The organism is Gemmatimonas aurantiaca T-27 (assembly GCF_000010305.1).
Lineage (GTDB): Bacteria > Gemmatimonadota > Gemmatimonadetes > Gemmatimonadales > Gemmatimonadaceae > Gemmatimonas > Gemmatimonas aurantiaca.
In genome coordinates this window covers 1,995,264-2,019,767 of the sequence record NC_012489.1, presented here as the reverse complement: position 1 = coordinate 2,019,767, position 24,504 = coordinate 1,995,264, and the positions used below count along the sequence as shown (strand labels likewise).

At 65.7% G+C, this 24,504-nt stretch carries 26 protein-coding genes and 2 tRNA genes; 26 read left to right on the top strand and 2 right to left on the bottom strand.

Annotation, left to right across the window (positions count from 1 at the left end):
* Positions 1-60: 60 nt before the first annotated feature.
* The 4 genes from GAU_RS08725 to GAU_RS08710 all read left to right on the top strand — a co-directional run bounded on the left by GAU_RS08725 (position 61) and on the right by GAU_RS08710 (position 3,021).
* Positions 61-1,707, top strand: coding sequence for an Rne/Rng family ribonuclease (locus tag GAU_RS08725; protein WP_156798957.1), 1,647 nt, complete (start codon positions 61-63; stop codon positions 1,705-1,707).
* Between the two features lie 123 nt (positions 1,708-1,830).
* On the top strand, positions 1,831-2,148 hold the full coding sequence (gene rplU, locus GAU_RS08720; RefSeq protein WP_012683188.1) for a 50S ribosomal protein L21: 318 nt from the start codon (positions 1,831-1,833) through the stop codon (positions 2,146-2,148).
* Positions 2,149-2,200: 52 nt separating this feature from the next.
* On the top strand, positions 2,201-2,494 hold the full coding sequence (gene rpmA, locus GAU_RS08715; protein ID WP_012683187.1) for a 50S ribosomal protein L27: 294 nt from the start codon (positions 2,201-2,203) through the stop codon (positions 2,492-2,494).
* 146 nt (positions 2,495-2,640) lie between these two features.
* A complete protein-coding gene (locus GAU_RS08710) occupies positions 2,641-3,021 on the top strand; it encodes a hypothetical protein (RefSeq protein ID WP_012683186.1) in 381 nt (126 codons plus the stop codon).
* A 53-nt stretch (positions 3,022-3,074) separates the two neighbouring features.
* Here GAU_RS08710 and GAU_RS08705 read toward each other — a convergent pair whose 3' ends face one another.
* Positions 3,075-3,791, bottom strand: coding sequence for a glycerophosphodiester phosphodiesterase (locus tag GAU_RS08705; RefSeq protein WP_012683185.1), 717 nt, complete (start codon positions 3,789-3,791; stop codon positions 3,075-3,077).
* 204 nt (positions 3,792-3,995) lie between these two features.
* Here GAU_RS08705 and GAU_RS08700 point away from each other — a divergent pair, with 204 nt between their 5' ends.
* From GAU_RS08700 to GAU_RS08690, 3 genes are read left to right on the top strand one after another with little or no spacing between them, the layout of a single operon-like run.
* Entirely contained in the window at positions 3,996-4,517 is a 522-nt protein-coding gene (locus GAU_RS08700; protein ID WP_169307638.1) for an RNA polymerase sigma factor, read from the top strand.
* On the top strand, positions 4,510-5,220 hold the full coding sequence (locus tag GAU_RS08695) for a zf-HC2 domain-containing protein (RefSeq protein ID WP_012683183.1): 711 nt from the start codon (positions 4,510-4,512) through the stop codon (positions 5,218-5,220). The genes GAU_RS08700 and GAU_RS08695 overlap by 8 nt, the downstream gene beginning before the upstream one ends.
* Positions 5,217-5,819, top strand: coding sequence for a Spy/CpxP family protein refolding chaperone (locus GAU_RS08690; RefSeq protein ID WP_012683182.1), 603 nt, complete (start codon positions 5,217-5,219; stop codon positions 5,817-5,819). The genes GAU_RS08695 and GAU_RS08690 overlap by 4 nt, the downstream gene beginning before the upstream one ends.
* Before the next feature lie 79 nt (positions 5,820-5,898).
* Here GAU_RS08690 and GAU_RS08685 read toward each other — a convergent pair.
* Positions 5,899-5,982: transfer RNA gene (locus GAU_RS08685), tRNA-Leu, on the bottom strand.
* A 135-nt stretch (positions 5,983-6,117) separates the two neighbouring features.
* On the opposite strand from GAU_RS08685, the gene GAU_RS08680 reads away from it, so the two are divergent.
* The 19 genes from GAU_RS08680 (at position 6,118) to carA (ending at position 24,486) form a co-directional block, all read left to right on the top strand.
* Positions 6,118-6,189: transfer RNA gene (locus GAU_RS08680), tRNA-Asn, on the top strand.
* Positions 6,190-6,373: 184 nt separating this feature from the next.
* A complete protein-coding gene (locus GAU_RS08675; protein ID WP_012683181.1) occupies positions 6,374-7,879 on the top strand; it encodes a leucyl aminopeptidase in 1,506 nt (501 codons plus the stop codon).
* Between the two features lie 44 nt (positions 7,880-7,923).
* Positions 7,924-9,885, top strand: a complete 1,962-nt coding sequence (locus tag GAU_RS08670; RefSeq protein WP_012683180.1) for a TonB-dependent receptor plug domain-containing protein — start codon at positions 7,924-7,926, stop codon at positions 9,883-9,885.
* Positions 9,886-9,976: 91 nt separating this feature from the next.
* Positions 9,977-10,849: a YicC/YloC family endoribonuclease gene (locus GAU_RS08665; protein ID WP_012683179.1), complete on the top strand. Its 873-nt coding sequence runs from the start codon at positions 9,977-9,979 to the stop codon at positions 10,847-10,849.
* Positions 10,846-11,493 carry a guanylate kinase gene (gene gmk / locus GAU_RS08660; RefSeq protein WP_012683178.1) on the top strand — a complete coding sequence of 216 codons (648 nt, stop codon included), beginning with the start codon at positions 10,846-10,848 and terminating at the stop codon, positions 11,491-11,493. Before GAU_RS08665 ends, gmk begins: the two co-directional genes overlap by 4 nt.
* Before the next feature lie 3 nt (positions 11,494-11,496).
* Positions 11,497-11,703 (top strand): DNA-directed RNA polymerase subunit omega, encoded by a 207-nt coding sequence (locus GAU_RS08655; RefSeq protein WP_012683177.1) that lies wholly within the window; start codon positions 11,497-11,499, stop codon positions 11,701-11,703.
* Positions 11,704-11,855: 152 nt separating this feature from the next.
* Positions 11,856-13,025, top strand: a complete 1,170-nt coding sequence (locus GAU_RS20700) for a uracil-DNA glycosylase (protein WP_052574328.1) — start codon at positions 11,856-11,858, stop codon at positions 13,023-13,025.
* Positions 13,026-13,037: 12 nt separating this feature from the next.
* On the top strand, positions 13,038-14,537 hold the full coding sequence (gene dnaB / locus GAU_RS08645) for a replicative DNA helicase (protein ID WP_083765549.1): 1,500 nt from the start codon (positions 13,038-13,040) through the stop codon (positions 14,535-14,537).
* Positions 14,537-15,934: a DNA repair protein RadA gene (gene radA / locus GAU_RS08640; protein WP_012683174.1), complete on the top strand. Its 1,398-nt coding sequence runs from the start codon at positions 14,537-14,539 to the stop codon at positions 15,932-15,934. The genes dnaB and radA overlap by 1 nt, the downstream gene beginning before the upstream one ends.
* A 34-nt stretch (positions 15,935-15,968) precedes the next feature.
* Positions 15,969-16,742 (top strand): 2-C-methyl-D-erythritol 4-phosphate cytidylyltransferase, encoded by a 774-nt coding sequence (gene ispD, locus GAU_RS08635; RefSeq protein WP_012683173.1) that lies wholly within the window; start codon positions 15,969-15,971, stop codon positions 16,740-16,742.
* A 31-nt stretch (positions 16,743-16,773) separates the two neighbouring features.
* On the top strand, positions 16,774-17,448 hold the full coding sequence (locus tag GAU_RS08630; RefSeq protein ID WP_012683172.1) for an L-threonylcarbamoyladenylate synthase: 675 nt from the start codon (positions 16,774-16,776) through the stop codon (positions 17,446-17,448).
* Positions 17,448-17,921 carry a low molecular weight protein arginine phosphatase gene (locus GAU_RS08625; protein WP_012683171.1) on the top strand — a complete coding sequence of 158 codons (474 nt, stop codon included), beginning with the start codon at positions 17,448-17,450 and terminating at the stop codon, positions 17,919-17,921. Before GAU_RS08630 ends, GAU_RS08625 begins: the two co-directional genes overlap by 1 nt.
* 6 nt (positions 17,922-17,927) lie before the next feature.
* Positions 17,928-18,809: a shikimate dehydrogenase family protein gene (locus tag GAU_RS08620; protein WP_012683170.1), complete on the top strand. Its 882-nt coding sequence runs from the start codon at positions 17,928-17,930 to the stop codon at positions 18,807-18,809.
* Between the two features lie 14 nt (positions 18,810-18,823).
* Positions 18,824-19,681, top strand: coding sequence for a ComF family protein (locus GAU_RS20695; RefSeq protein WP_012683169.1), 858 nt, complete (start codon positions 18,824-18,826; stop codon positions 19,679-19,681).
* Positions 19,682-19,686: 5 nt separating this feature from the next.
* Positions 19,687-20,700 (top strand): type I glyceraldehyde-3-phosphate dehydrogenase, encoded by a 1,014-nt coding sequence (gene gap, locus GAU_RS08610; protein ID WP_012683168.1) that lies wholly within the window; start codon positions 19,687-19,689, stop codon positions 20,698-20,700.
* A gap of 105 nt (positions 20,701-20,805) precedes the next feature.
* Positions 20,806-22,002, top strand: coding sequence for a phosphoglycerate kinase (locus tag GAU_RS08605; RefSeq protein WP_012683167.1), 1,197 nt, complete (start codon positions 20,806-20,808; stop codon positions 22,000-22,002).
* 35 nt (positions 22,003-22,037) lie between these two features.
* Complete coding sequence (tpiA, locus tag GAU_RS08600; RefSeq protein WP_012683166.1) at positions 22,038-22,793, top strand: triose-phosphate isomerase; 756 nt, start codon at positions 22,038-22,040, stop codon at positions 22,791-22,793.
* Positions 22,794-22,934: 141 nt separating this feature from the next.
* The gene (gene secG, locus GAU_RS08595) at positions 22,935-23,345 is read left to right on the top strand and encodes a preprotein translocase subunit SecG (RefSeq protein ID WP_012683165.1); all 411 of its coding nucleotides are present in this window, start codon (positions 22,935-22,937) and stop codon (positions 23,343-23,345) included.
* Positions 23,346-23,352: 7 nt separating this feature from the next.
* Positions 23,353-24,486 (top strand): glutamine-hydrolyzing carbamoyl-phosphate synthase small subunit, encoded by a 1,134-nt coding sequence (carA, locus tag GAU_RS08590; RefSeq protein WP_012683164.1) that lies wholly within the window; start codon positions 23,353-23,355, stop codon positions 24,484-24,486.
* Positions 24,487-24,504: the final 18 nt, after the last annotated feature.

Genomic DNA, 24,504 nt, shown 5'->3' with positions numbered 1-24,504 from the left:
TCGATCGGTCATGCCCGGGGGTGCCTGTGACGACGTCCATCGCGCGGCCATTTGGCGCGCGTGGGCAACCCTGTTGGATCACCTGTTTTCATCGTCACCCTGGCGCCCAGAGTCGCTGCCGCTGAGGTGTACGACAGGCAATTAATGAAGCGAGAGATCCTGGTGAATGCGACGCCGCGTGAGACGCGCGTCGCCATCATCGAGGACGGCCAACTGGTGGAACTGCTGGTCGACCGCCCCGACGCCCGCCGTATGGTGGGAGATGTCTACCTGGGGAAGGTCGAAGCGGTGCTGCCCGGTATTCAGGCCGCCTTCGTCAACATCGGTACGGAAAAGTCCGCGTTTCTGCACGCGGCCGACGTAGTGGTCGAGGACGCCCAGGTGTCCGACGACGATGACGACGACGAGGATGAGTCCGGTGAAGAGTCGGGCGGTGGTGGTGGCCGACGTGGCCGCCGCGAAGTCCGCCCCATTCAGGACCTCCTCAAGCGCGGCCAGGAGATCCTGGTCCAGATCACCAAGGAACCCATCTCCACCAAGGGACCGCGCGTCACCGCGCAGGTGTCGTTGGCTGGCCGGTTCCTGGTCTACATGCCGTTTGCGTCCAAGGTGGGCGTGAGCCGCAAGATCGACGAGCGCTCCGAACGCCAGCGCCTGCGCGCCATGGTGGGAGAGATGCTCCCCGACGACGCCGGCGGCGTCATCGTCCGGACCGTCTCGGAAGACGCCACCAAGGAAACCTTCGAGCGCGAACTCCAGACGCTGATCAACAACTGGAAGCGCATCAAGCGGAAGACGCAGTTCACGCGAGCCCCTTCGCTGGTGCACCGCGAAACCAACGTCACCCGCGGTCTGGTACGCGATCTGTTCAGCGCCAAGGTGGAGCGGGTCCAGGTCGACTCCAAGCAGGTCTACAACGAGATCACCGAATACCTGCAGGGCATCGCACCCGAGCTGGTGGAGCGCGTGAAGCTCTACGAAGAGAACGTGCCGCTGTTCGACAAGGAGGGGATCGAAACGGAAATCCGCGATCTCTTCAAGCGGCGCTGCGACCTGCCCAGTGGCGGGTACCTCATCTTTGAGCCCACCGAGGCGCTGGTCTCGATCGACGTGAACTCGGGGCGGTACACCGGCAAGCGGGACCCCGAAAAGACCATTCTCAAGACCAATACCGAAGCGGCGCGCGAGATCGCCCGCCAGCTCCGGTTGCGCGACGTGGGCGGCATCATCGTCTGCGACTTCATCGACATGGAGACGCAGTCGAACCGCGACAAGGTGCTGCACGAACTGCGCACCCATCTGGGCCGCGACCGGGCGCGCACCAAGGCGTTTGCCGTGTCGGACCTGGGCCTGGTGGAGATGACTCGCCAGCGGGTACGCCAGAGCCACTGGCACAGCATGACCGAAGGCTGCCCGACCTGCAGCGGCACGGGGCGGGTGTTCACTCCGGAAACCATCGTGCGCCGCACCGAGCGCGCCGTACGCCGGATGGCGGCCGAGGGACGGAAGGAGCCGGTGGTACTGCGCCTGCACCCCGAAGTGGCCCTGCATGTGCTCGAGCAGGAGCACGATTTCATGAAGCGCCTGGAAAAGATGGCGGGCTTCACGCTCGAGCTGCGGGACGACCCGCTGCTCAAGCCGGACGAGATCAAGCTGGTCATGCGCGGCGCCCAGCGGGACGTGACCCAGCAATACGCGCTGGCGTAGTTGAACGACGGACACGGTTCCTGCCGTTTCCGCTGCTGCAGTGCCCGTTTGTCCGTTGACACGCAACCCGCGCTCGGATAAGCTTCTAGGCTACGTTTGGAACGATATCACTTGGACAGAACCATGAGCTACGCGATCATCCGCACCGGTGGCAAGCAGTTCCGCGCTGAGCCGGGCAAGAGCCTTCGGATCCCCTCGTTGTTGGGCGAAGCCGGCACGGCCGTCGAATTCAACGACGTCCTCCTCGGCTCCGACGGCAAGCAGGTCCGCCTGGGCGTGCCCACGCTTTCCGGCGCAAAAGTCACCGCCGAGATCGTGAAGCATGGCCTCGATGACAAAATCATCGTCTTCAAGTTCAAGCGCCGGAAGAACTACGCCCGCAAGCAGGGTCACCGGCAGAAGTTCACGGAAGTCCGTATCAAGGACATCACCCTCGGCTGAGCGCCGGCGGTGCGCCCCTCCGGCGCGCTGCCTTCTTTAGGAGTTATTCGTCATGGCACATAAGAAGGGCGTCGGCTCCTCACGCAACGGCCGCGATTCCAATCCGAAGTACCGGGGAATCAAGAAGTATGGCGGTGAGTTCGTGACGGCTGGCAACATCATCCTGCGTCAGTGCGGCACCAAGTGGCACCCGGGCTCCAACGTGGGCATGGGCACCGACTACACGATCTACTCGCTCGTCGACGGCGTCGTGCAGTTCGCGCACAAGAGCAAGAAGGCTTACAAGGTCAACGTCGTCCCCGTCGAGTACGTGGAAGTCGAGATCGAGGAAGTGGTCGAGGCGTAAGCCCGTCCGTTTCATGATGCAGAAGGCAGGGCACTCCGGTGCGCCTGCCTTTTGTGTTTGGATGACCCGCCGCCGCAACTTTGCGGACCTCGCTGCCGTAGGGATGGCAGGTCTTCCTTCATCGCGAACATTCGAGGATTCGAGCCATGGCGCTCTGGGACAAAGTCAAGCAGGGGATCGACAAGGCCGGCAAAGCCGCGCAGGACGTCTTCGACGAAGGCAAGCTGCGCATCGACGCCTACCGGGCTCGTGAACAGGCGGACAAGGCTGCCGAGGCGCTGGGATACGCGGTCTTTCGGGCCGTCGAAGCGGGCGGCGATCTCGATGCCGATGCCCGCAGCCGGTTGATGGACTCGCTGCGCGCGAAGGACGCGGAAGCGCGGCGGATGGAGACCGAGCTGGCAAACGCCCGGGCAGCGGCAGGCATGCCACCGGAACCCGCGGCCGCGGCTGCTCCTGAGGCCCCCCCGGCGTCACCACCGCCGCCGACGGAGCCGCAGAACGGCAGCACAGGACCACAGCAGTAAGACCGCTCGGCCGCCAGCTATCTCACGATTGGCGGTTACGCAATCGGGGTTTGTTATTGCCCTTCGAGAGCGCTCCGGATCTCCCCCGGGATATCCGTGCACAAGGCATCCACGCCCCATGCCGCCAACTGGCGCGCATGGGGCGCGCTGTTTTCGGTCCACGCGATCAGTCGTGCGCCGGCCGCCTGGACATCATGCACCAGTGCTTCATCGATCAGCTCCTGGTGCTGCCAGTACGCCTCTGCCGCAGCCGGCAGCAGCATGGCCCGCACATCGAGCGGATACGAGGCGCTGAGCAGTCCAATGGACAACCCCGGACTGAGCGCGCGCACGTCCACCGGAATCCGGTGGTCGAACGCATGGACAGCCACGTCCACATGCGGGTGTCGCGCGATGGCGGACGACACCAGCGGTTCGACACGCGGCGCCTTCACCTCCACGTATACCGTGGCCTGGTCACCCACGAGTTCCAGCACCTCGTCGAGGGTGGGCACCGGATCGCCGCTAGTGAGCCGGAGACCGGCAATCGCCGACGATTCGAGCTGGGCGATGGGCATCGAGACGGCACCATCCGCCGAACGGATGACGTGATCGTGGTGCACGACCAGCACACCGTCTTGTGTGCCATGCACATCCAGCTCGATGCCGTCCGCGCCGAGGGCCAAGGCCCGCGCAAACGCCTGCAAGGTGTTCTCCCGGCACTCGCGCGACGCGCCGCGATGCGCGATGATCTCTGGGATGCCGGGAACGCGATTTCGACGACGAGACATGGCGGTCATACCCCGCAACCTGCCCCCACTGCGCGGCAGGGTCAATCTTTTTCGGTCGTCACCGGTGGTCCCGGTCGGATCCCCCTACACGGCGGGGACGAGTGCATCCCGTCCCATCCCTGCGGCTTCCTTAACAGCCCGCGCTTCGTCCCGTCAAACGGGGGGTAGCGTATGATCCATGCCGATCCCCGGGACGATCCCTCGATGGACAGTCAGCTCATCGAGCAGTGGAAGTCGGGAGATGAGCGGGCGGCCACGACCATCGTGGAGCGGCATGCGGAAGCGCTGAGTCGGTTCGCGGTACGCCTCGGCGTGACCGAGGATATCGACGAGCTGGTGCAGGAGACGTTCATTCGCGCGTTTGGTGCCTTGGAGTCGTTCCGGTCGGACAGTTCGCTTCGGACGTGGTTGTTCACGATCGAACGGCGGTTGGTGATCGACCGGCGGCGCGCGCAGGCACGACGGGGGCACGAGGTGGCCGTGGAAGATGCACACGTGGCAACCGAATACGACGCGCTCGACTCGCTGGTGGCCGATGAGGCTTCACAGCGGGTGGTGGACGCGATGGCACGGCTGACACGCATGCAGCGGGAAGTGTTTCTGCTGCGAGTACAGGAAGGCAGGAATTACCGGGAGATCGCAGAGATTCTCGACACGACGGAAGGGTCGGCCCGGGTGCACTATCACAACGCGATACGCGCGGTGAAGGAGTTTCTCGATGACTGAGTGCCAGGCACAGGAGCTGCAGGATCTGCTCCCGGACTACGTGACGGAGTCGCTGAGCGATGCAGCGCGCGCGCGGGTGCATATGCATCTGTCGACGTGTTCGGCGTGCGCTGGTGATGTGGCGCTCCTGCGCACCGTGCGGGCGCTGCGCCCGCATGCGGTGTCGCTGGATGCGGCACATATGGCGCGTATCGTGTCGGCATTGCCAAAACCGCCACGCAGCCACGAATCCGAGCACCAGCATCCGCCGCGGCCGATGTTGGTACGCACGAAGGCCGAGGAGACGATCGCACAGCCGGTACCGCCGTCTGTCGCGGCCCGCTCGCGCCGTCGCCTGCTGAGTGGCCCCACGTTGTGGCGGGTTGCGGCGACCATCACGGTGATGGTGGCCGGAGGGACGTCCTTGCTCGTGGCGCGAGGGGGCGAGTCTGGCAGCACCGCCGCCATCACGCAGCTCGCGGCCGGGGAGAGTCTGCAAACACCGGCGCTGCTGGCAGAATCGCTGTCGGCGATGAACGGCCTGAACACGAGGGCGGCATTGGCGGCGCAGCCGGATGTGCCGGTGTCCTATGGAGACCTTGGTGACTACACCGAGGAGGAGTTGCAAGGCATGCTTGACCGTCTCGATCAGTGGGATGGGGCGACGAGCACGGATCCGATGCCGGGGGTGCCGTTGGTGGCCACCCGTGGAGGCGCTCTATGAACGCTCTCCTGCGCACGCTGGCCGTGCTGTTGTCCGTGGTGACGATGCTGTCGTCGGCCTCTGCGCTTGCCGCGCAGGGTGGCCCACCATCAGGCGGCCAGCAAGGGAAGGGCGGGCGCCCAGGCCGCGACGAGATGATGCAGCGCGAGCATCTCGAGCGGCGATTTCAGGAGCGGCTCGACGAAGTCGTGAAACAACGGCTCAATCTCTCGGACGAGATGCACGCCAAACTTCGCGAGGTGGCGAGCCGCACCGAAGAATCACGCCGTCAATTGCGTCGCGACGAGATGACCGTGCGGATCGCCTTGCGCCGCGAGCTCATGGCGGGTGACAAGGCCAGCGAGGCCAAGGTCGGTGAACTGCTCGACCAGATGCCCGGCCTGGAGCGTCGTCGACTCGATCTCATGGAGCGGGAACAGAAGGAGCTGGCCAAGTTCCTTTCGCCGATCCAGCGGGTGCGCTACTTCGGGCTGCAGGAAGAGCTGCGCCGCGGCATGCAGGAGATGCAGCGCCGGCGGATGGGTATGGACGATTCGAGCAAGACCAAGGTGCCGCGGGATTCCGAAGTGCCCCGCAAGCGCGAGCCAGGCGATCGCTGACGGAGCCACCGGTCACGCAAAACGGGGAGCATTGGCTGATCGCCGATGCTCCCCGTTCGTTTTGCAACTGTCCAGCCAATGCCCAGAGCGAGGGTCGAACTCGCAAGACCTTGCGGTCGGGGGATTTTGAGTCCCCTGCGTCTGCCAATTCCGCCATCCGGGCGTTCCGAAGACCACGAGCACCAAGTGTACTCAGGTGCCGCCACGATCGCTATGGCACATCTCAACGCTTGGGGGGACTGCCGCGTTGAGTGGCCGTGTGATTATTGTTCGGCCGTTGCTGCTGGACAGTAGCTGATGGGGTGTAGCTCAATGGCAGAGCATCCGACTGTTAATCGGACGGTTGGTGGTTCGAGTCCACCCGCCCCAGTTTCACTGGCCTTTCACGACGCCCGGTGTCCCGCAAGGGAACACCGGGCGTTGTGCGTTGTAGCCCTGTCGTGGTGCCTGCAGTCACCCCGCGCCAGCCGTTGATGGGCCGTGCAGCGTTGTAGCCGCGAAGGGCCGCAAGTAGCTTCGCTCATACCCATCTGGCTCTCTTTCTCCCGACTTCCATGTCGCTTTCGTTCCAGCTTTCCCACGCGGCCGCTGCGTCCGTTGATACGCCGCTCCTGGCGGTGATCCTGCCGCAGGATGCCTCGATGCAGACTCCGGCACTTGCCGACGCGCTCGGCGGACTCGATGCGCTTGTACATGGCGCGATCGGACGCTCACTGGCGCGACGGGATTTCCGGGGCGGGCGCGACGAAACGCTGCTGCTGGTCGGAGGGGAGACGGGTGTGCAGCGCCTGCTGCTGGTGGGTCGTGGCAGTGCGCCACTGACGCGCACCACGGCCCGCCGGGCCGCGGCCATTGCGGCGCGACAGGCCACCAAGCTTGGCACGGGCGCCATCACGCTGCTGCTGCCCGACGACACCACCACCGATGGCAGTGTCGTCGAAGGTCTGGTGATCGGGGCCGCGGCGGGGAGCTGGAGCTACCCCGACCTGCAGACGCAGCCACCGGAAAAAGATCGCCGCGCCCGTGTCGCCGAGATCACGGTGATTGCGCCCGCAGGTGATGTGTCGGCAAGCGGCTTTGCCGTGGGCGTGGCCATGGCGGAAGGCCAAGCCATCGCCAAGCGTCTCGGCCAGATGCCCGGCAATGTGTGCACGCCCGATACGTTCGCTGAAGTGGGGCGTGAGATTGCGGAGCGTCACGGGATGCAGCTCACTGTGTGGGGCCGCGAGCAACTGGCTGCGGCGAACATGGGATCGTTCCTCTCGGTGGCGCAGGGCACCTCCCAGGACCCCAAGCTGGTCGCGCTCGAACACCGTGGTGGCCCGGCCGATCAGAAGCCCGTGGTGTTGATCGGCAAGGGACTGTGCTTCGATACCGGTGGCATCTCCATCAAGCCGGCACCGGAGATGGAGTGGATGAAGTTCGACATGTCGGGCGCCGGTGGTGTCATGGGCGCGATGGAAACCATCGGCCGCCTCAAGCTGCCCGTGAACGTGGTGGGCATCATCGGTTCCACCACCAACATGCCTTCGGGTGAAGCGGTGAAGCCGGGTGACGTGGTGCGTGCGTCCAATGGCAAGACCATCGAGATCATCAACACCGATGCAGAAGGTCGATTGGTGCTGGCCGATCTGCTGGTGTTTGCGAAGCGCTTCGATCCCGCCATCGCCATCGACGCGGCGACCCTCACCGGTGCGATCGTCATCGGACTGGGCCACAATGCCGTTGGTGTCTTCGGCAACGAACAGGCGGCCATCGACGAAGTGCTGAACGCCGGACAGGCGGCGGGCGAGCCGGGCTGGGCGCTGCCACTGTGGGAAGACTACAAAGAGCAGATCAAGTCCGACGTGGCCGATCTCAAGAACACGGGTGGTCGCGCGGCCGGTTCCATCACGGCGGCGCTCTTCCTGCAGGAATTTGTCGACGGCTATCCGTGGGTGCACCTCGATGTCGCCGGAACCGCCTACTCGCAGTCGGACCTTGGCTGGATTCCGAAGGGGCCGACGGGCACGCCGGTGGGCACCTTCGTCGAAATCGTCCGAGCCCGCACGCGTCGGTGACCGCACTCGCGGTGCATCACTGGCCACGCCGGCCTGACCCAACCATGTCGTCCGAGCTCGTTGCCACTGCGGCATGGCGTCGGTGGGGCTGTGTTGTCGTCGGTGCGCTGACCCTGGTGATCGGGTCGGCGCAGATGGCGATGGCGCAGGTGCGCCCGGATTCGGCGCGACGCGATTCGGTCCGGCTTGCGCTACCGATCCCGCCGCGCGATTCGGCCGCCGCCGAGCCGGACTCGGTCATGCAGGCCCGTATTCTGGCGCGCAGCGACAGCATGCGGCAGTTGATGCTCGCGGACACGATCAAAACGCCGGTGGCGCGCTTCGAGATGCCGTCGGCGTCCCTCGATATCTCGGAAACGCTGCGTTTCGATCGGAATCAGATTCTGTCATCGAGCGCCCTGAACCTGACCGATCTGCTGGATCGTGTGCCGGGGGTGACGACGTTTCGCAGCGGGTGGCTCGCCGGCATTCATGCGGCCACCTACAACGGCGATGCGCGGCGTATTCGCTACTTCGTCGACGGCATCGAAATTGACGGCGTCGATCCACGAGGGGGCGGAGCCACCGACCTGGTGGCGGTTCCGCTCTGGACGCTCGATGAACTGGTGATCGAACGCGGCGCCGGAGAAATCCGGGTGTGGATGCGCACTCTCGCGGCCACACGGACCACGCCGTACTCGCGCGTGGATGTCTTCACGGGTGACCTCAACACCAACGCGTTCCGCGGGTTTGTCGCGCGCCGGTGGCGCAACGGATTGATGTTCCAGGCCGGTGGCCAGCAGGTCGCCACACAGTCCGGCCGGGTGTCCGTCATCGATGGCAACACGGGCGGCCGTTTGCGTAGTGACGGCAGCGTGCAGCTCTTCCTCACGCGTCTGGGCTGGGCGCGTGGCAAGTGGAGCATCGACGCCTATGGACAGGGCGGCTCGCGTGATCGTGACCGACATATCGCGCGTGACACGACGGTCTTTTCGAATCTGCCGAAGTACAAGGGCGCGCACCGCGAAGGGTATGTGCGTGTCGGATATGGGGACACGCTCGAGGGGTTCTGGTCGCAGGCGATGGTGCAGTCACTGCGCGTGAAGATCGAACCCGACTCGTTTGTCGCCGTGCTCGACGCCAACGGTGTGGCACTGCCACGTCCTGACACCATCGCCGCGCGCACGCAGCAGGTTGTCGCGGTGGGATACCGCACCAATCGCTGGGCCGTGTCGCTGACCGACCGCATCCGTCCGTTGAACGGCGTCACGCTGCATGCGCCGGTGGCGCGTGGTTCAGCGCAGTGGCGCGCGTTTTCACTGGGCGGTTGGGTGGAACGCTCCGGTCCGGACTCCACGGATCGGACAGAGGCGGTGGCCCAGTTCCGGCCCAACAGTTGGTTCGTGGTGAATGCCGCGTATGCCTCGCGCACCCCGGGTGATTCCACGGGCCGCATCGCGTCCACGTCGATGCGCGCCGAAGCCGCGATTCGCTACAAGGACCTCTGGCTCAGAGGCGGCGTGTTGCGGGACGATGCCGTGCGGTTTGCCAATCTCGAATTGCTCACGCTGCCCTCGCTGCTGATCGAGGCCCCGGCCGCACAGGGCATTCTGATCGGGGCGCGCGGCCGGTTGTACAAAGACCTGCGATTCGACGTGCAGTCGTTGCGCTGGAACACCGGGCAGTTTCAGCGACCGCCTTCGTCGGTGCGTGCGGAGTTGGGCGTGAACAGCGAATGGCGCCGCCGCTTCCCCAAGGGCGAGTTTGGCATCAACGCCCGCATCAGCTATGAAATGCGGGACGGCGTGCCGTTCTTCTACGGCGTGCGTGGTGAGGAGGAGGCTCTGGACATTCGGGTCACGGAGAAGGCGCAGGTGGCCACGGCCCATCTCGAAATCCGCATTCAGAAAGCCACGCTGTTCTACCAGTATCGCAACCTGTCCGGCGGCCAGTACGAGCAGATCCCCGGCATCACGATGCCGCCCGCGGTGCAGATGTACGGCATGCGGTGGGAGTTCTGGAACTGAGGCACGCGCGGTCGATCTGGGCCGGCGACGTGGTGCGCGCGATTGACGCATGCCGCCGAGCGCATTTCATTGCCGAAGCCATGAGCGCCACATGATTCGATCGATGACGGGCTTCGGACAGGCCGAAGGAGCGATGGGCACGTTGCACGTGGTCGTCGACGTGCGAACCGTGAACCACCGGTTTTTCTCGCCCAGTATCAAGCTGCCGACCAGTTTTGGGCGCTGGGAAACCGAGGTGCGTGAAGCCATGCGGCAGAAGGTGAGCCGCGGCCATGTCACGCTGACCGTGCGATCGGAGCGTCATGCCAGCACGGCGATTGCCATCGACGAGCCGCGGTTTGCGGCGGTCGCGGCCCAGCTCAAGGCCCTCACCGAGCAGTATGGCCTGACGGGTGGGGTGGATCTGGCCAGTGTGCTGCGCATGCCCGATGTCCTGTCGGCCCCACGGGATGACGAAGAAACGGGCACGGCGGCCGATCTGGTGGCGATCGTGAGCCTCGCGCTCGATGCGCTGTCCCGATCACGGGAAGAGGAGGGCGCCCGCCTCGCGGAGGTCCTGCGTCAGCGCCTCGATCAGGTGGAGGCCACCCTGGGCCGCATTGCCGCCCGGGCGCCCGAGCGCATCATCGCGCACCGGGACCGGCTGCGGGCCTCCGTCAAGGAATTGACCGATGGCCTGGCGGTGGACGAAACCCGTCTCGCACAGGAAATCGCCATCCTGGCGGATCGCATGGATGTGGCGGAGGAGCTCGATCGGTTCCACGCCCATCTGGCCGCCTTCCGGGGCGCATTGGCGGAATCCGGGGAGCCGGTGGGCAAGCGGTTGGGCTTCATCCTGCAGGAGATGCTCCGCGAGGCCAATACCACGGGCAGCAAGGCGGCGGACGCCGCGATCCTCCATGAGGTGGTTGGGCTCAAGGAGGAGCTCGAACGGATCAGAGAACAGGTCGAGAACCTCGAGTGAGCGCCTTTCCGGTCATTCTGTCTGCCCCCTCTGGCGGGGGAAAGACCACAATTGCCCGCCGGTTGCTGGAGCGGCGGAGCGATTTGGGTTATTCTGTTAGTTGCACGACGAGGGCGCCCCGGGATGGAGAAGTCGACGGGCGCGATTACCGGTTTTTGACCTCCGATGCGTTCCTGACCGCACGTGATGCGGGCGAGTTCGCCGAGTGGGCCGAAGTACACGGCAATTTCTACGGGACGTTGCGATCGGAGGTGGAGCGTGTGCTCGCCAGCGGTCAGCACGTGCTGATGGACATCGACGTTCAGGGCGCGCGTCAGTTTCATGCCGCGTTCCCCGATACGGTGCTGATTTTCGTCCTGCCGCCATCAGGGGAGGTTCTCAAGACCCGCCTGTCGGCCCGGAAGAGCGAAAGTCGCGAACGGCTGCTCGTTCGTCTCCGGAATGCACGGTCCGAGTTGGGGGAAGTGGGGCGCTACCACTACGTGGTGGTGAACGACAACCTCGATCGCGCCGTGGATCAGGTGAGTGCCATCATCGATGCGGAAGGATTGCGCCATGATCGCGTGCACGCGGTCGAGGCGCAGGTCGAGGCGCTCATTGCGCAGCTCGAACAGGAAATTCACGTATTCAGCAGGGGCGACTGACGCATGCAGGTTTTCACGCCGACGGACGTTACGAAGCACTCGACCAACAAGTACCTGAGCGTGCTGATCGCCGCGAAGTTTGCGCGCGTGGTCAACGAGTTCCCGCGCGATCGTTCGCTGAACGAAAAGAAGCTGACGACGCGTGCGCTCGAAGAGCTCACGGACGGCGACATCGAATACAAGGTGACCCAGCGCCGTCGTCAGGGCTGATCACTCCCGCTCCGCTGTACAAGGCGCCGTGCCGAAGCGACCCGCATTCGGCGCGGCGCCTTTTCCGCCCCTGTCCCACCCGGTTCGCACCTTCCGTGTCCGCTCTCCGTCGTCCGTCATCTTTGCAGTTCATCTGAGGGCACGGGCCAACCATGGACGCCAGGGACAGACTTAGGCGGTACCTCGAGCAACGCCGCGAACTCGGTGAGTCCGAGTACGTGCTCGATGGGATGTCGGTGGAATCGGTACTCGACATCGTCGGGGCGAAATCGACCGCGACGGGTCCAAAAGCCAACACGGACAGCGGGTCTGCGCGCAGCAGCACCACACGCCGACCGGCATCGGCAGCGCCAGCCGACTATCAGGTGCTGCCTGATCGTTCGCCGGCGGCCGAAGCGCCGCCACCGGCCGCCCAGGAGTTTGCCCCTCCGCTCCCCGAAGTGCGGTACGACGAGGGGGCCAGCGCCGATTGGCGCACGGCCTTGCGGGGTCTCAACCCATCGGCCTCGCGCAAGCCAGAGAGCGGGAACGACGGCACACCCGTTCCCGAACCCCTGTCGGCAACGGCCGGTGACGCCGCGCCGGTCAAGCGCACGGCTCCCGCTGCAGGACGCGTGGCGGAGAGTGTCGCCCAGCTACCGGCATGGCTCGAAGCACTGGGCATTCCGGCCGGGCTCGAAGCCGGCGCGCCACAGCCTACGTCAGTGGCGCCGGACATCGCGCAGCTTCCAACGCTCGAACAGCTCGCGCAGCATGTCGCGGGGTGTCAGCGATGCGCACTGCATGCCTCCGCGAAAAACCCCGTGCCCGGTGAAGGCAATCCCGAGGCCGATTTTCTGTGCGTCGGTGAGGCCCCCGGCGCGAACGAAGATGCGCAGGGCCGCCCCTTTGTCGGCGATGCCGGACAGTTGCTCACCAAGATCCTCGGCGCGATTCAGCTCTCACGCGAGTCGGTCTACATCTGCAACGTCCTCAAGCATCGGCCACCGGGCAATCGGGATCCGCTGCCCGACGAAGTGCAGGCGTGTCAGCCGTATCTCCTCAGGCAGATCGAACTCGTCCGCCCCAAGGTGATTCTGGCCCTCGGGCGTTTCGCCGCGCAGACCCTGCTGCAGACCACCACGTCCATCGGCGTGCTGCGGGGTCGTATTCATCGTTTTCATGGCGTACCCCTCATCGTCACCTACCACCCCGCGGCGCTGCTGCGCAACGAGTCGTGGAAGCGTCCCACGTGGGAAGACGTGAAGCTGGCGCGCCGCGTGCTCGACGCTGCTGTTGCCGCCGACGGTGGGGCAGGCCATGCGTCGGCAGAGCCCCGTTGACCTGATGTGCTCATGACCAGTCTCGTTCCCGCTGGCAATGGCCAGGTGCCCGCCGCGCGCGACCCCTACAAGGAGCGTCGTCCACCCTGGTCCGAAGAGGCCGAGCAGGCCGTGCTGGGCGCCATGCTGCTCGATGCCGACGCCATCATGCGCGCGTCGGAGCATGTTGACGACACGATGTTCTACCGCGAGGGTCATCGTCGGCTGCACCGGGCCATGATCGCGATCACCGAGCGCGGTGGCGTGGTCGATCCGCTCACGCTGGCCGATGAACTCGAGCGTCGTGGGGAGCTCGAACACGCCGGCGGACGTGAGTATCTCGCGTTCCTGCTCGATGCCGTGCCCACGGTCGCGAATGTGGAGTACCACGCGCGCATCGTGAAGGAGAAGGCGCTGCTGCGTCGCCTGATCGAAGTGAGCACCGAGGTGGTGCAGGAAGCGTTCGAAGGGCGCATCACGGCCACCGATCTGCTCGACAGCGCCGAGTCACGGATTTTCTCCCTGGGGCAGAGCAAGGAGCGCACCGGCTTTGCGCGCATCAAGGAGCTGCTCTGGCCGGCCATGGAAAAGCTCGAGCTGCTCTCTCAGCGCGATCAGGCCATCACCGGGGTGCCCACCGGCTTCGTCGAACTCGATCACATGACGTCGGGGTTCCAGCCGGCCGACCTCATCATCGTCGCGGCGCGTCCGTCGATGGGCAAGACGGCGTTCACGCTCAACATCGCGCAGCACTCGGCGATCACGGCCAAGGTGCCGGTGGCGTTTTTCTCGCTCGAAATGAGCAAGGAATCCCTGGTGCAGCGTATGCTGGCGTCGGAAGCGCTGATCGATGCGCAGGCGTTGCGTAAAGGTGGTAGGGCGCTCGATGAATCGATGCCACGTTTGGCGAAGGCCGCTGGTATCCTGAGCCATGCACCGATCTTCATCGACGATACGCCCGGCATCACGCTGCTCGAAATGCGTGCCAAGTCGCGGCGTCTCAAGGCCGAGCACAATCTCGGGCTCATCATCGTGGACTACCTGCAGCTCATGACGGGACCGGCCGGCGTGGAAAACCGTCAGCAGGAAGTCTCGCAGATTTCGCGCGGCCTCAAGGCCCTCGCGAAGGAGTTGGGCGTGCCGGTGGTGGCGCTCTCGCAGTTGTCCCGTGCCCCTGAGCAACGGACCGGCGACGACAAGGGTCGTCCACAGCTCTCCGACCTTCGAGAGTCGGGCGCCATCGAGCAGGACGCCGACGTCATCATGTTCATCTTCCGGCAGGAAGTGTACGCCGAGCGTGATGAGAACGGCCGACTCAAGGACCCGACGCTGGAGGGACGCGCCGAGATCATCATCGGCAAGCAGCGTAACGGCCCGATCGGCAGTGCGCGGCTGTTCTTCCACAAGCAGTACACGCGCTTCGACAACTTCTCGCCCCGTCAGGCACCACCGGAGTATGGAGACGGCGGCGGCTCGTTCGGCGGACCGAAGCTCGTGCGCGGACCGGATGACTTCAACGGCACTCCGTTCTGATGGCGAAGACCCGCACCGTCTATCGCTGCACCGACTGCGGCGCCGAATTCCCGAAATGGGCCGGACGGTGCGAGAGCTGTAGCGCGTGGAATACGCTGGTTGAAGAAGTCGTGGCGCCGACCACCACCAGCAAGCGCACAGCCGCGCGCGCGGCCGGTGGTGTGGCGGGGCGCACGGTCACGCTGGGATCGGTCACGTCGTCGGACACGCCCCGGTGGCGCACCGGGCTCGATGAATTCGATTTTGTGCTGGGCGGTGGAATCGTGCCCGGCAGCATGGTGCTGGTCGGGGGTGAGCCCGGTATCGGCAAGAGCACGCTGCTGTTGCAGGTGGCGGCACGACTCGAGGCGGCAGGGCAGGCCACGTTGTACGTATCCGGCGAAGAAAGCGCGCTGCAGGTGCGCCTGCGCGCCGAACGCCTGGCAGAAGACGCCAGTGCGGTGAGTCTGCTGACCGAAACGTCGCTCGAGACCATTCTCGCCACCGCCGCGCAACCCACCGGGGACGGACGTCCTGTTCGCGCGCTGATCGTCGATTCCATCCAGACCGTGCATACGGAACTCCTGGAAGGCGCGCCCGGCAATGTGGGGCAGGTGCGGGAGTGCGCGGCGCGACTCATGCGGTTCGCCAAGGACTCCGGCACCACGGTGTTCGTGATCGGCCACGTGACAAAAGGCGGCGGTATCGCCGGCCCCAAGACGCTCGAACACATCGTCGACACGGTGCTGTACTTCGAGGGTGACAGCACCCTCGACCACCGGGTACTGCGAGCGACAAAGAACCGCTTTGGCAGTGTCGACGAAATCGGCGTGTTCCGCATGGTGAGCACCGGACTCATTCCCGTCGACAACCCCTCGGCGCTCTTTGTGGGAGATCGTCGCGAGGTCGCCAGTGGCAGTGCCGTGTGTGCGCTCATGGAAGGCACGCGCCCCGTGCTCGTGGAAGTACAGGCGCTGGCGGCCAAAGCCGGTTTTGGCACACCGCAGCGCGTAGCCAACGGTATCGATGCGCGACGACTGGCTTTGTTGCTCGCGGTGCTCGACAAGCGCGGCGGTTTTTCGTGCGCCCAGCTCGATGTGTTCTGCAACGTGGTCGGCGGCATGCGCGTGCAGGAACCCAGTGTCGATCTGGCCGTGGTGGCGGCGCTCGCGTCGAGCGTCGTGGACAAGCCGTTGCCGTCACATGCCGTCTTCCTCGGAGAACTCGGCCTGGGCGGCGAAGTACGTCCGGTGTCGCAGGCCGAGCGGCGTCTCGCAGAAGCCGCCAAGCTCGGCATGACCACGGCTTTCATGTCCGATCGCGCGATTCCGCGACGTGTGCCGGGCGACATCACCGTCATCGGCGTGCGCACGTTGGTGGATGTGCTGCAGCGCACCGTCGGCAAGGACGCCTCATGACCTCTCGATTCATGTTTGATTCACGGCACTCCGTATGAGCGACGCTCTGCAACTGCCGCGGCGTATCATCCCGCCGCCTGCCATCGCGTCACGCGGTGAGGCCGCACCGGCCAGCGATATCGTGCGCGATGTGGGCGTGGTGATCGTGGCCGGTGGCTCCGGATCACGCACCGGCAGCGCGGAGCTCAAGCAGTTCCGCTGGGTCTCGGGAAAGCCAGCGTTGCTGCACAGCGTGCAGGCCTTCATGGCACGCCCCGATGTGGCGGTCGTGGTGGTGGTGTTGCCCAAGTCGCATGCCGCCGATCCGCCGCCGTGGTTGTTTCAGTGCGATGTGGACCGTCTGCTGGTTTCGGTGGGTGGCAGTGAACGACATGAGAGCGTCGTGAATGGACTCGAGGACCTGCCGGAAGAGGTCTCCGTCGCCGTGGTGCATGACGCGGCCCGTCCGCTCGTCACCGATGAGACGATCGACCGCGTGATCGCCGAGGCGCGCAAAGGCCACGGCGCGATCGCGGCACTGCCAGTCGTGGACACGCTCAAGGAAGTGGACGAACACGGGCGCATCGTGCGCACGGTCGATCGCACCAACCTGTGGCGGGCGCAGACTCCACAGGCATTTCCGCGCGTCCTGCTCGAGGAAGCACATGTGGCCGCGCGGCGTGACCGCGTTGGCGCCACCGACGATGCCGCGTTGCTTGAACGGCTGGGATATCCGGTGGTGGTGGTGCGCGGCAGCGAGCGTGGCATGAAGATCACCGAAGAAAGCGACTTCGCGCGCGCGGAAGCGCTCAGCATCCTGCGCGAATGAGCCCCTCGTCGCCGCGCGGCACGGTTCGCGCATGATCAATCCGGCTGAACTGGCGACCCCGTTCTGGTCCCCCGCCGAGATCGAAGCGTCGCTGCGGGACACCATCCTGCATCTCGGCGCGGGACGTGTGCTCGCCTATCCCACCGAAACCGTGTATGGCTTCGGCACCGCCGTCGATCACGACTCGGTGGAGGCGCTCGTGCGCATGAAAGGCCGGCCGCCAGGCAAGCCCTTCCTGCTGCTCATCGGCGATCCCGGACAGGTGGCGCGGCTCGATCTGCACCTGCCCACGTACGCCGCACAACTGGCCGCGCGTTTCTGGCCAGGGCCACTCACCCTCGTGCTGCGCGGCGGAGATCAACGTGTGCCGGCACGTGCGCGTGGACCTGAGGGGGGCGTCGCCGTGCGATGGACACCGCACCCGGGTCTGCAACGGTTGCTGACCGCGTATGGCGAACCCATTACCAGCACGAGTGCCAACCGTCCGCGCGTGCCCCCGGCGATGACGGCGTCGGAAATCGTGACGCAGTGGCCCGCCGAGATTCATCGTGGCACCCTGCGGGTGCTCGATGGTGGACGGTTGGCCCCATCGGATTCGTCCACGGTGGTGGATTGCACTGGGCGGCGCGCGCGCGTGATTCGTCCTGGGGCTTTGCCGGCGCCGCTGTTGCGCACCTGTGTCGCTGATCTCATTGGAGATACCTGATGCACCTGCTCTTCGTCTGCACGGGCAACACCTGCCGGAGTCCGATGGCCGAGGCCATAGCGCGTCACCTGGTGGCGCAGCGTGGTATCCCCGACCTCACCGTGTCCAGCGCGGGCACCAGTGCCTGGCCCGGGGCGTCGGCGTCCGATGGGGCGCTGTTGGTCGCGCTCGAACACGGTGTCGAGTTGGGTGGCCATCGTGCGCGTGCACTCGCACCGGAGATTGTCGGTGGCGCTGATCTGATCCTCACGATGGGGCCGCATCACCTCGATCGGGTGGAAGCGCTGGGTGGCGCCGGCCGTTCCTGGATGCTCACGGCCTACACAGGACACGAAGCGCGTCCCGTGAGCGATCCATTCGGCGGCAATCTCGATGTGTATCGCGCGACCTACGAAGAGCTGGAGCAGGAAATCGGCGCCATTCTCGACCGTGTGGTCGCCGATCGCGCGGATCGAGCCGGCCGACAAGGCTGATCGACGATGATGGCCGGTGCTCGCCCATCCCGACTGGTGATTCTGGGCCACCCGGTGGCGCATTCCCTGTCCCCCGTATTCCAGGGCGCGGCGATGGCGGCATGTGGCATACCGCTGTCGTACGAACGACTGGATGTGCGCCCGGATGATCTGATCGACACGCTCGCACAGTGTCAGCAGAGCAGAACGGGCGGCAACGTGACCATCCCGCACAAGGAAGCCGTGGCCTCACGCGCCGATCGGCTTTCGGATGTTGCCCGTCGCGCGGGCGCGGTGAACACCTTCTGGTTCGAGCAGGGACTTCTGCACGGTGACAACACCGATGTGGACGGCGTCCGAGCGACGGTGCGCGCATTGACCGGTCATCGTGTACCAGAACGGGCGGTGGTGCTGGGCAGTGGTGGGTCGGCCGCCGCCGTGCTGCTCGCGCTGACAGAACTTGGAGTCGCACACATTGCCGTGGTGGCCCGCACGCCCGACCGGGCACAGGCCCTGCTCGCCCGAACGGGGGTCATGGGGCGGGTTCTGCCGCTGGACGACCCCGAGACGGTCATGGCGCTCGGAGACGCCAATCTGGTGGTGAACAGCACGCCGCTCGGACTGCACGACGGCGATGCCTATCCCGTCGATCCCCGCATGCTGTCGTCCGATGCCGCGGTGTTCGATCTCGTGTATCGCGGACAAGCGGCAGATGGTGCGCCAATCGGCACCGCGTGGGTACAGGCTGCCCGTGCACGCGGACTCTGCGCCGAAGACGGGCTGCGCATGCTGGTAGAGCAGGGGGCTGCCGCGTTTCGCTGCTGGTTCGGCCTGGAGGCTCCGCGCGACGCGATGTGGCAGTCACTGGGCGAGACACCACCGTCACCAGATCGGCCGCGCGGCACGTGACCGTCTCCCGCACCATGCCAAGTCCGACATCGTGGTCCGGGTTCGGACGCAGCCTGCTCGATTTTCTGATGCCGGGTGCCTGTGTGCTCTGTCGACGGCCTCACGCGCCGCACAGCACACCGGACGGCATTGTCTGCGGCACCTGCATGGCGCGTGTGGTGCCACTCACCTTGCCCCAGTGCTATCGCTGCGGGCACCCGCGCCTGTCGCTGACGCTGGCCCTGCCGCCGGCGCGACCAGCACCCGGTGAGGCGGCCGCCATGCCGTCGACCGTGGAACTGAGCCCGTGTCGCTGGTGCGCACGCCTCGCACCGGAAATCCGGGCGGTACGCTCGGTGTGCCGAATGGACCAAGGCAGCGGTGGCGAGCTGGTGCACGCGCTCAAGTATCAGGGCTGGCACGTCGTGGCCACGCCGATGGCGCGTCGCATGGCCCGCCTCAGTTGGCCGGAAGATGTGCTGGAGGAGCGCGCGGCGGTCGTGCCGATGCCGCTCTCCGCACAGCGCCTGCGGGAGCGCGGATACAACCAGGCAGAGAAGCTGGCCCGGGCCCTGAGTCCGCACTGGCGCATACCACTATGGTCGGATGTGCTCCTGCGGGCGCGTCACACTCGATCGCAGGTCCGGTTGACACCCTCTGAGCGTACGACCAACGTTTCCGGAGCGTTCGCCGTGCCGGAATCCCGGCGTGCGACGTTGCGCGGCCAACATATCATCCTGGTGGACGATGTGGTCACCACGGCCGCGACGCTCAACGCTGCCGCCCGGGCTTTGCTCGATGGCGGCGCGCGCATCATCAGCTGTGTCACCTTCGGACGGGCGCCGGACACCGGCGACCGTGCCGTTCCCGACGACGACTCACTCAGGAACTGACACGAATGGCCATTCGGGTTGGCATCAACGGCTTCGGCCGCATCGGGCGCCAGGTTTTGCGCGCCGCGAAGCAGCAAGGCGTGGCGGACATCGATTTCGTCGCGATCAACGATCTCACCGACACCGCAACACTGGCACACCTGTTCCAGTACGATTCGGTGCACGGCAAGTTTGACGGTCAGGTCGGTCATGAAGCCGACGCCATCACGATTGACGGCGATCGCATTCGCATTCTCGCCGAGCGCGAGCCCGGCAAGCTGCCCTGGAAGGAACTGGGCGTCGACATCGTGCTCGAGTCGACGGGTCGCTTCACCGCCGCCGCCGATGCGCGCAAGCACATGGAAGCCGGCGCGAAGAAGGTCATCATCTCGGCCCCGGCCACGAACGAAGACATCACGGTCGTGATGGGCGTGAACAGCGACAAGTACGATCCGGCGTCGCATCACATCATCTCGAACGCGTCGTGCACGACCAACTGCCTCGTGCCGATGGTCAAGGTGATTCGCGACAACTTCGGCTTCGTGCATGGCTCGATGGTCACGATCCACAGCTACACCAACGACCAGAGCATCCTCGATCTGCCGCACAAGGACCTGCGTCGCGCCCGCGCGGCCGCTGTGTCCATGATCCCGACCACGACGGGCGCGGCCAAGGCCACGTCGCTCGTGATTCCGGAAGTGAAGGGCAAGATCGACGGTATCGCCGTGCGCGTGCCGACGCCCGACGTGTCGCTCACCGACCTGACGTGCATCGTCGAACGCGCGGTGACGAAGGAAGAAGTCAACGCCGCGTTCAAGGCCGCGTCGGAAGCGGGCGCACTGGAAGGCGTGCTCGGGTACAGCGAAGTGCCGCTCGTGTCGATCGACTACGTCGGCAACCCGAACTCCTGCACGCTCGATGCGCTCAGCACGATCGTCATCAACGGCACGATGGTGAAGATCTCGGGCTGGTATGACAACGAGTGGGGTTATTCGTCGCGCTGCGTCGACCTGCTGCGTTTCGTTGGCTCGCGCCTCTAAGCGCACACGGATACATCGGCCTGCCAAAGGCCTGACGACAGGGAGACCGCACGGACGGGTCTCCCTGTCGTTTTCCCGGTTCTATTTCCCGCCTCGTATTCGGTGATGAACACCAAGACCATTCGTGACCTGACTGCGGCCGACCTGCACGGCAAGCGCGCGCTCGTACGCGTCGACTTCAACGTGCCGCTCAACGATGCCGGCCAGGTTGCCGACGACACCCGCATCACGGCCGCCCTCCCGACGATCACCACGCTGCTCGATGGCGGCGCCCGTGTGATCCTGCTGGCGCATTTTGGACGTCCGAAGGGCGCCCCCGAAGCGAAATACTCACTGGCCCCCGTCGCCGCCCGTCTCAAGGAGTTGCTGCCGCGTCCCGTGCATTTCCTCGGCGAGACCGTGGGAGATGCCGCCGTGAGTGCCACCAAGGCCTTGGCCGCCGGCGAAGTGCTGCTGCTCGAAAACACCCGGTTCCTGCCGGGCGAAGAGAAGAACGATGACGCCCTGTCGCAGCAGCTCGCGCAGCTCGGCGATGTGTACGTGAACGATGCGTTTGGTGCCGCCCACCGCGCGCACGCCAGCACCGCCGGCGTGGCGAAGTATTGCCGCCCTGCCGTCGCCGGACTGCTGATGGAGAAAGAACTCGCCTATCTCGGCGGTGCCCTCGCCAACCCGCAGCGTCCGTTCGTGGCCATTCTGGGTGGCTCGAAGATCTCCGGAAAAATCGACGTGGTGGAAGCGTTGCTGCCGAAGGTGGACCACCTGCTGATCGGTGGCGCCATGGCGTGCACGTTCTTTCGGGCGATGGGATTCGAGACCGGCAACTCACTGGTCGAACCCGATCGTCTCGAGATGGCGCGTGACCTGCTCACGCGTGGTGGCGACAAGCTTGTCCTGCCGGTGGACGCCACGATTGCGCCAGCCATGGATGCGGGCGCGCAGGCCACGGCCGTCGCGCGTGACGCCATTCCTGCTGGTCAGGCGATGTTCGATATCGGACCGGCCAGCGTGACGCAGTATCGCGCCCTGATCGAAAGCGCGAAGACCGTGCTCTGGAATGGGCCGATGGGCGTGTTTGAAAAGCCGCCGTTTGACGTCGGTACGCGCGGCGTGGCTGACGCGATGGCGCATGCCACGGGGCAGGGCGCCACGACCATCATCGGCGGCGGTGATTCCGCAGCGGCCGTTGCCGAAGCGGGTCTCGAATCGCAGATGTCGCATGTCTCCACCGGCGGTGGTGCCTCGCTCGAGTTTCTCGAAGGCAAGGACCTCCCCGGCGTGTCCGCGCTCGATCAGCGCTGACCCCTCCTCACTGTTTGCCCCCCGCACCCCCTCCCATGCATCTCAAGCCGGTTATTGCGGCCAACTGGAAGCTCAATCACGGTCCGACGGACGCGAAGGCATTCCTGCAGCGGTTTCTCGCGCAGGTGCCCAAGCTCAACGACCGCACGGTGATCTTCTTCCCGTCTGCCATCACGCTCACCACGGTCACGGAAGGTCTGCGCGACCGCCCGGAGATCTGGGTGGGTGTGCAGAACGTGCACGCTGAAGCGCAGGGTGCGTTCACGGGAGAAAACTCGGTGCTCATGGCACGCGACGCCGGCGCCCGGGTGGTGCTCGTGGGGCACTCTGAGCGTCGCCATGTGTTTGGTGAAAGCGACGAGACGACCACGAAGAAGATGGCGCTCATCGCCCAGGCCCGGCTCACCGCCATGCTGTGCGTCGGGGAAACGTTGGCCGAGCGCGAAGCCGGACACACGGCGGACGTCGTGGAGCGGCAGCTCGCCGCTGGCCTCAAGGAGCTCGACGACCAGCAGATTGGCGCCATCATGCTGGCCTACGAACCGGTGTGGGCCATCGGAACGGGCCGTACGGCCACGCCGGAAGACGCGGCCGAGATTCACGGGGTGCTGCGCCGGGCGCTGGCATCGCGCGTGGGCGACAAGGTGGCGACTGGCATCCCGATCCTGTATGGCGGCTCGGTGAACCGCGGGAATGCGTCGCAGTTGCTGGCCGCGTCGGATGTGGACGGCCTGCTGGTCGGGGGCGCGTCGCTGGACGCCGACGGCTGGGCGGGGATCGTACGGGCGTAAGGAAAGCGGTTTTGGGTCGGAGATACGACCCAAAACCGCATCACATCCCTTGTATCGCTCTCGAGATGTCGCGATCTTACTAGGCTCATTCAGGCGCGGTCCAAAACCGCGCCACCGGACATTGCCTCGCCTCTGCTGCCCATGTACACGTTCCTGCTGATTCTCCTCATCCTCGACGCGGTGGTGCTGGCTGCGGCGATCCTTCTCCAGTCGGGCAAGGGTGGCGGTCTGGCGGCCAGCTTCGGCGGTGCCAGCTCGTCGGCTGATTCCGTCATCGGCTCCCGTCAGGCGGGGAACCTGCTCACGAAGGCGAGCTGGTGGTGTGGCGGCATTTTCCTCGGCCTCGCGTTCATCCTGCAGATCATGAGCACGCGGGCGTCGGCGCCCAAGTCGGTGCTCGATCAGTTGGCCGCGCCGGCGACGCAGGCGGCTCCGACCGCTCCGTCCAACGCCAACACCGTGGCTCCGGCCGCTCCGCTGACGCAGGACGCGGCACCGGCCGCTCCCGGTTCGGCTCCCGCCGGTCAGCCGGCGGCGCCCGCCAAGCCGTAAAGCCGCAGTGAACGAGCTTCCAGCAAAAGGGTTCCTCCTCCTCGAGGACGGGACCCTTTTTCTCGGCCGGCTGGTGGGACCGACGATTCCCACCGTGGCAGAAGTGGTCTTTACGACGGTCATGACCGGATACCAGGAGGTCTTCACCGACCCCTCGTTCCGTGGTCAGATCGTGGTGATGACCTCGCCCCAGATCGGCAACTACGGCATCAACACCGAAGATCCCGAATCGGCGCGTCCTCAGGTCGCCGGTGTGATCTGTCGTGAGCTGTCCCCCACGTACTCCAGTTGGCGCGCCACCGGCGGCCTGCAGGAGTGGCTGGGCGCCGCCGACGTGCCGGTGCTGACCGAGGTCGACACCCGTCGCCTCACCAAACATCTGCGCAGTGTGGGTGTCATGCGCGGCGTCATCGGCGCCGGGGATACCCCCACCGCCGAAGCACTGGCGGCGCTCGACGCCTGCCCGAGCATGGAAGGACTCGACCTGGCCACCGTCGTGTCGACGCAGGAGCAGTACGCCTGGGGCAATGCCCAGGCGCCGTTCCATGTGGTGGCCTACGACTACGGCATCAAGCGCAACATCCTGCGCCTGTTCGACGCGCATGGCTGCCGCGTGACCGTGGTGCCGTCGGAAACGCCGGCCGATCAGGTCCTGGCGATGAATCCGGACGGCGTGTTTCTGTCGAACGGCCCGGGCGACCCGGCCGCGGTGACGTATGCACCGGGCCACATTCGCACGATCGCCAACGCCGACGTGCCGATTTTTGGCATTTGCCTGGGCCATCAGTTGCTGGGGCTCACCTTTGGCGGACGCACGGTCAAGATGCCGTACGGCCACCGAGGCGGAAATCAGCCGGTCAAGGATCTCGCCACAGGGCAGGTGCTGATTACGGCGCAGAACCACGGATTTGCCGTGGCGGGGACGCCGGAGGGGGTGGAAGGAGCGCCCGATCTGGCCGTCACCCACATCAACCTGAACGACGGCACGGTCGAAGGCCTGCGTCACCGCAGCCTGCCGATCTTTGCTGTGCAGTACCATCCGGAGGCCGCTCCGGGCCCGCATGACGCCGTGCCGCTGTTCGATCAGTTCCTGTCGGCACTGAGACGACGTCGGGGTGACGAGGGCCAAACGCTTGACTGATAAGCACTAAGGCCATAC

Bases quoted from the DNA above. Each gene is read 5' to 3' on its own strand.
- rplU (WP_012683188.1), top strand. From the start codon at position 1,831: ATGAGCTACGCGATCATCCGCACCGGTGGCAAGCAGTTCCGCGCTGAG.
- GAU_RS08655 (WP_012683177.1), top strand. From the start codon at position 11,497: ATGCAGGTTTTCACGCCGACGGACGTTACGAAGCACTCGACCAACAAG.
- gap (WP_012683168.1), top strand. From the start codon at position 19,687: ATGGCCATTCGGGTTGGCATCAACGGCTTCGGCCGCATCGGGCGCCAG.
- secG (WP_012683165.1), top strand. From the start codon at position 22,935: ATGTACACGTTCCTGCTGATTCTCCTCATCCTCGACGCGGTGGTGCTG.
- GAU_RS08670 (WP_012683180.1), top strand. From the start codon at position 7,924: ATGTCGTCCGAGCTCGTTGCCACTGCGGCATGGCGTCGGTGGGGCTGT.
- GAU_RS08705 (WP_012683185.1), bottom strand. From the start codon at position 3,791: ATGTCTCGTCGTCGAAATCGCGTTCCCGGCATCCCAGAGATCATCGCG.
- GAU_RS08675 (WP_012683181.1), top strand. From the start codon at position 6,374: ATGTCGCTTTCGTTCCAGCTTTCCCACGCGGCCGCTGCGTCCGTTGAT.
- ispD (WP_012683173.1), top strand. From the start codon at position 15,969: ATGAGCGACGCTCTGCAACTGCCGCGGCGTATCATCCCGCCGCCTGCC.
- GAU_RS08695 (WP_012683183.1), top strand. From the start codon at position 4,510: ATGACTGAGTGCCAGGCACAGGAGCTGCAGGATCTGCTCCCGGACTAC.
- GAU_RS08690 (WP_012683182.1), top strand. From the start codon at position 5,217: ATGAACGCTCTCCTGCGCACGCTGGCCGTGCTGTTGTCCGTGGTGACG.
- GAU_RS08630 (WP_012683172.1), top strand. From the start codon at position 16,774: ATGATCAATCCGGCTGAACTGGCGACCCCGTTCTGGTCCCCCGCCGAG.
- dnaB (WP_083765549.1), top strand. From the start codon at position 13,038: ATGACCAGTCTCGTTCCCGCTGGCAATGGCCAGGTGCCCGCCGCGCGC.
- tpiA (WP_012683166.1), top strand. From the start codon at position 22,038: ATGCATCTCAAGCCGGTTATTGCGGCCAACTGGAAGCTCAATCACGGT.
- GAU_RS08700 (WP_169307638.1), top strand. From the start codon at position 3,996: ATGGACAGTCAGCTCATCGAGCAGTGGAAGTCGGGAGATGAGCGGGCG.
- GAU_RS08620 (WP_012683170.1), top strand. From the start codon at position 17,928: ATGATGGCCGGTGCTCGCCCATCCCGACTGGTGATTCTGGGCCACCCG.
- rpmA (WP_012683187.1), top strand. From the start codon at position 2,201: ATGGCACATAAGAAGGGCGTCGGCTCCTCACGCAACGGCCGCGATTCC.
- GAU_RS08710 (WP_012683186.1), top strand. From the start codon at position 2,641: ATGGCGCTCTGGGACAAAGTCAAGCAGGGGATCGACAAGGCCGGCAAA.
- GAU_RS08605 (WP_012683167.1), top strand. From the start codon at position 20,806: ATGAACACCAAGACCATTCGTGACCTGACTGCGGCCGACCTGCACGGC.
- GAU_RS20700 (WP_052574328.1), top strand. From the start codon at position 11,856: ATGGACGCCAGGGACAGACTTAGGCGGTACCTCGAGCAACGCCGCGAA.
- radA (WP_012683174.1), top strand. From the start codon at position 14,537: ATGGCGAAGACCCGCACCGTCTATCGCTGCACCGACTGCGGCGCCGAA.
- GAU_RS08665 (WP_012683179.1), top strand. From the start codon at position 9,977: ATGATTCGATCGATGACGGGCTTCGGACAGGCCGAAGGAGCGATGGGC.
- GAU_RS08625 (WP_012683171.1), top strand. From the start codon at position 17,448: ATGCACCTGCTCTTCGTCTGCACGGGCAACACCTGCCGGAGTCCGATG.
- GAU_RS20695 (WP_012683169.1), top strand. From the start codon at position 18,824: ATGCCAAGTCCGACATCGTGGTCCGGGTTCGGACGCAGCCTGCTCGAT.